The 4,568-nt window shown below is 74.5% G+C and carries 5 protein-coding genes; 3 read left to right on the top strand and 2 right to left on the bottom strand.

The features are described from left to right. Positions 1–162 precede the first annotated feature (162 nt). The gene (locus BU198_RS09165; protein WP_188296355.1) at positions 163–525 is read left to right on the top strand and encodes a hypothetical protein; all 363 of its coding nucleotides are present in this window, start codon (positions 163–165) and stop codon (positions 523–525) included. Between the two features lie 80 nt (positions 526–605). Here BU198_RS09165 and BU198_RS09160 read toward each other — a convergent pair whose 3' ends face one another. Next, complete coding sequence (locus BU198_RS09160; protein WP_188296354.1) at positions 606–1,460, bottom strand: ABC transporter permease; 855 nt, start codon at positions 1,458–1,460, stop codon at positions 606–608. Then, positions 1,457–2,476, bottom strand: coding sequence for an ABC transporter ATP-binding protein (locus BU198_RS09155; RefSeq protein WP_188296353.1), 1,020 nt, complete (start codon positions 2,474–2,476; stop codon positions 1,457–1,459). Before BU198_RS09155 ends, BU198_RS09160 begins: the two co-directional genes overlap by 4 nt. A 261-nt stretch (positions 2,477–2,737) precedes the next feature. On the opposite strand from BU198_RS09155, the gene BU198_RS09150 reads away from it, so the two are divergent. After that, positions 2,738–2,902, top strand: a complete 165-nt coding sequence (locus BU198_RS09150; protein WP_188296352.1) for a thiocillin family RiPP — start codon at positions 2,738–2,740, stop codon at positions 2,900–2,902. A gap of 120 nt (positions 2,903–3,022) precedes the next feature. Then, positions 3,023–4,354: a cytochrome P450 gene (locus tag BU198_RS09145; RefSeq protein WP_188296351.1), complete on the top strand. Its 1,332-nt coding sequence runs from the start codon at positions 3,023–3,025 to the stop codon at positions 4,352–4,354. Positions 4,355–4,568 lie beyond the last annotated feature (214 nt).

Raw genomic sequence — 4,568 nt, 5'->3', positions numbered from 1 at the left:
GCCCTGGTAGACGAGCTTGAGGCTGACGTTCGGGTACTTGGCCGCGAACTCGTCGTTGACCCGCTGGACCAGGTCCGGCCAGTTCTTCTGGGCGTCGTCCATCAGCCAGACCACAAGGTGACCTGCGCCGGTGCCGCCGCCGCCTCCTGTGCCGGGAAGCCGTTGAGCGGGTCCGTCCGGTTCTCCTCGGGGGACGTGGTGGTCCGCTTCCTGGTGGACACCCTGCCCAGCCGGGACGCGGCCGGTCAGCGACTGAAGGAGAGCTACGCCTCGTACGCCGCAGGGCAGTTCACGAAGGTGGACATGCCGGCGCTGGGCAGCGAGAGCCAGGCCTTCCAGGGACCCCTGGCGGAGGGGGAAGGCGTCGGCATCGTGCTGCGCTCGGGCACCGTGGTGGCGAGCGTGACCAGCGAGGGCGGCCCGGTGGACGTGGCCAGGACGCGGCGGCTCGCGGTGATGCTGGTCAAGCGGATCGAGCAGGCGCAGTCCGGGAAGACGCCGGACGCCGGGCTCGGTGTGGGCTGAGGACGCGGTCGTAGGCGAGCCCGGGCCGGTCCGGAGCGGTCCCCGGGTGGGGAGGGCTCCGGATCGGGAGGGGCCGGCGGTCAGCCGTGGCGGGGCTCCCAGCGGAAGAGCCGGCGGGTGAGCATCGCGGCGCCCGCGGTCCAGGCCGCGAGCAGGGCCAGCGAGCCCGCCGTGTGGGGCCAGCCGCCGAACAGGCCGAGCTCGGGCAGTGGAGGCCCGGACCAGGTCTCCGCGCCGAAGGCCCGTCCGAACCAGGCGGTGCGCAGCCCCTCGACCACCGGGGTCAGCGGCAGCGCGTGGGCCGGGGCCTGCAACCAGCCGGGGAGCGAGCCGAGCGGGGTCGCCACCCCGCCCGCGAACATCGACAGGAGCAGCACCGGGGTCGCCACCAGCGGGGCCGCCTCGGCGCTCGGGGTCAGCCCGGACAGTGCCGCGGCCAGCAGGGCGAACAGGGCGAAGCCCGCCGCGAGGAACACGAGCAGCAGCAGCGGGTCGGCGGGCAGCGGCGCGCCGAACCAGCCGACCGCGAGCGCGCCCAGCAGGACGGTCTGGACCAGCAGCACCGCGCCCGCCGCGCCGAACTGACCGGCCAGCACCGCGCCGGGCGGGACCTCGGTGCCGCGCAGGCGCTTGAGCACCAGGTCGTCCCGTCGGGCCACCAGGCCGTTCAGCAGGTTGATGAACACGGTCACCAGGGCGAAGCCGACGAAGCCCAGCGCGACGTACCCGGCCGCCGGCACGCCGGCGATCTCACGGCCGCGCAGCGGCGCCGCGACGGCCAGGGTCAGCAGTACGGGGAGCAGGAAGCCGATGAAGGTGGAGCGGCGGTTGCGCCAGAACACCTTCCAGGACAGCCGGAACTGGGCGAGGGCGTAGCCGGTCCAGGAGGGGAGGGCCGTCCAGGAGGCGGCGGGGGCGATCGGGGAACGGTTCACCGGGCCGACACCTCCCGCGCCTCGGGCAGCTCCGCTCCGGGCAGCTCGGCTCCGGGCCTCGCCGTCTCGGGCAGCTTGGTTCCGGGCAGTTCCAGCCCGGGCAGTTCCAGGAACACGTCCTCCAGGGAGGCGCCGCGCACCTCCAGGCCGTCCAGTTCGACGGCGAGGCCGGCGGCCCAGCCGTGCAGGGCGGCCAGCGCCGGCCCGGTGCGCTCGACGGTGTACTCGGCCGTTCCGGCCGCGACCCTGGCGTGCCCGCCGAGGACGAGCGGGAGCCGGTCGGCGCCGACGCCCGCGGGGAGCGGGAAGGTGATCCGGGTGCCGCGGCCCGACAGCACCTCGGCGACGGTGCCGAGCGCGGTGAGCCGGCCCCGGTCCAGAATGGCGACCCGGTCGGCGAGTTGCTGGGCCTCCTCCAGGTAGTGGGTGGTCAGCAGGACGGTGGTGCCCGCCGCCCGCAGGTCGCGGACGGTCTGCCAGGTGGCCTGCCGTGCCTGCAGGTCCATGCCGGTGGTCGGCTCGTCGAGGAAGAGCACCTCGGGGGTGCGCAGCACCGCCAGCGCGAGGTCCAGGCGCCGCCGTTCACCGCCGGAGAGCTGCCCGACCCGGGTCCGCGCGCGGTCGGTGAGTCCGACCAGCTCCAGTGCCTCGCCGGCGGGCCGGGCACCGGTGGTGAAGGTCCGCCAGGCGTCGATGGTCTCCCGGACGGTCAGGTCGCGGAAGAAGCCGCCCTCCTGGAGCATCATCCCGGTGCGGCGCCGGACGGCCGCGCCCTGCGCGTACGGGTCGAGCCCCAGGACACGGACGGTGCCGGCGGTCGGCGGGCGGTAGCCCTGGAGCAGTTCCAGGGTGGTGGTCTTGCCGGCGCCGTTGGTACCCAGCAGGGCGAGGAGTTCGCCGTGCTGGACGCTGAAGGAGATTCCCCGGACGGCTTCGTGGTCGCCGTGGCGATGGTGCAGCCGGTGCACCTCCACGGCCTTTTCCCGCCGCGCGGAAAGGCCTTTGTCTGATGTCATGGGAGCAGCCTGCGGGGGATGGCGGAGAGAGCGCAAGTGCGCGACGAAACTGCAGGTCAGGGCATATTCAAAATGTCATGCCGAGGGCTGTGAGTTTTTCCATGGGGGTTTTTCTGACATCTCCTACTGGGGCGTTCGGAAAGGGCCGGGCATAGTTTTCCTCGTCGCCGGGAGCAGCCGGGAAAACCGGAAGCGGAAACGGCGGCGAGGAATCCGACCGGCCCCGCCGGGGTCGGCGGACCGTTCCGGGAGGAGACCGCCATGGCGGACAACAAGGAGATCGCCGAGAACGAGCAGTTCGACATCGAGATCGAGGAGCTGGACGGCGTCAACGCGGGTGTCAGCGTGAGCTCGCTGGCCTGCGCCGCCTGCCCGGTCTCCAGCTTCAGCTCGGTCTCCAACGCGGTCGAGACCGCCGCGGAGTAAGGGATCTGTGCCGCGGTGGGCCCGCTCCGGCGGGGCCACCGCGGCACCCCTCCGCCGTTCCCCGGCGATCTGCGATCCCCGTTCCGCAAGCAGGACCTGACCAGTGAGGAGAGCCGGGCGATGGACAGCCTCCGGCACGCGCTGACGCGGTTCATCCAGGAGCCCGCCGCGCAGCACGACCCACCCGCGCTCTACCGTCGGCTGCTGGCCGAGGCGCCCGTCCTGGACCTCGGGCGGGTCCACGTCGTCTCGGGCCACTCCGAGATCGTCACCGTCCTCACCCACCCGGGGACCGTGGTCGACCCCACCGCGGTCGGCCTGCCCCGCAGCGGCGCCACCGCGCTCGCCCGGGTCGTCGCCAGGATGCTCCCGATGCGCGACGGCGCCGACCACACCCGGCTGAAGCGGCTCGCCACCACGGCGTTCAGCGCCCGCCGGCTGGAGCAGATGCGCGGACGGATCACCGCGACCGTCGACCGGATGCTCCAACCCCTTCTGAGCGCGGGGGAGTTCGACGTGGTGGCGGACCTCGCGGTGCCGCTGCCGGTCGCCGTCTCCTGCGCCATCCTGGACATCCCGGACAGCGAGCAGGAACGCGTCACCGGCTGGGCCCGGCTGGTCGCCCGCTCGCTGCTGGACGACTTCGGGCCGGCCGCCGGCGAGCAGCGGGCCGCCGACGGGCGGCAGCCCACCGCCGACGGGCGGCAGCCCACCGCCGACGGTCAGCGGATCGCGGACGAGCAGCGGATCGCCGAACTCGACGCCGAGTTCGAGCAGTTCCGCGCGTACGTCGAGGAACTCTGCGCCGCCCGCGCCGCCGCGCCGGGCGACGACCTGATCAGCCGGCTGACCGTGGCCAGGGCCGAGGGCCGGCTCGACGACCAGGACCTGCTGGCCTTCGTGGTCATGCTCCTGGCCAACGGGCTGGAGACCCTCACCTCCGGACTCGCCGTCGCCGTCTGGGAGTTGCTGCGCCGGCCCGGGCTCGCCGAGCTGCTGCGCGAGCACCCGGAGCGGGCCGAGGCCGTCTTCGACGAGGCCCAGCGCCTCGGCAGCCCGGTGCGCGCCAGCGCCCGCGCCCTCACCCGCGAGGTCGAGGTCGGCGGAACCGTCATCCCGGCCGGCCGGGTCGCCCTGCTGCTCTACGCGGCGGCCAACCGCGACCCCCGCCGCTTCGCCGACCCCGACCGCTTCGACCCGGACCGGGCCGAACTGCGCCATCTGGCCTTCGGCCACGGTCCGCACCACTGCCTCGGCGCCCCGCTGTCCCTGATGGCCGGCGCCGCGGTGCTGCGTACCCTCGCGGCGGCCGGCGCCACACGGGAGCTGACCACGCCGCTGGACGAGGGGACCGTCCGCTGGTCCCCGCAGTTCGTCTTCGGTGGTCTGCGTGAACTGCCCGTCCGGACCCCGCTGCGGGAGCCGGCCGGTGCGGGGGCGGGGCGGCCGTGAAGGCGGCGGAGCGGGAGAAGCGGCAGGTCGCCGCAGGGCGGGAGCCCGGGGCGGACGTGAAGCCCACGGGACACGAGGACGAACCCGGCGGCGCCGTCGCGGCGGTCGCCGCTGCGCGGGCGGCGGCCGTGCTGGAGCCCGGGCAGGACCGGCCGGTGCGGCTGGTCGGGGCCAGGGGCCTGGCGGCCGTCGCGGCGCTGGTGCTGGTGGTGGC

The organism is Streptomyces sp. CBMA156 (assembly GCF_014596515.1).
In the GTDB taxonomy this organism is placed as follows: Bacteria; Actinomycetota; Actinomycetes; order Streptomycetales; family Streptomycetaceae; genus Kitasatospora.
Note: the sequence above shows the minus strand (reverse complement) of the source record. Positions and strands in the feature narration are given on the sequence as shown.

Coding starts and splice junctions, on each gene's coding strand:
- BU198_RS09155 (WP_188296353.1), bottom strand. CDS start 2,476: ATGACATCAGACAAAGGCCTTTCCGCGCGGCGGGAAAAGGCCGTGGAG.
- BU198_RS09150 (WP_188296352.1), top strand. CDS start 2,738: ATGGCGGACAACAAGGAGATCGCCGAGAACGAGCAGTTCGACATCGAG.
- BU198_RS09145 (WP_188296351.1), top strand. CDS start 3,023: ATGGACAGCCTCCGGCACGCGCTGACGCGGTTCATCCAGGAGCCCGCC.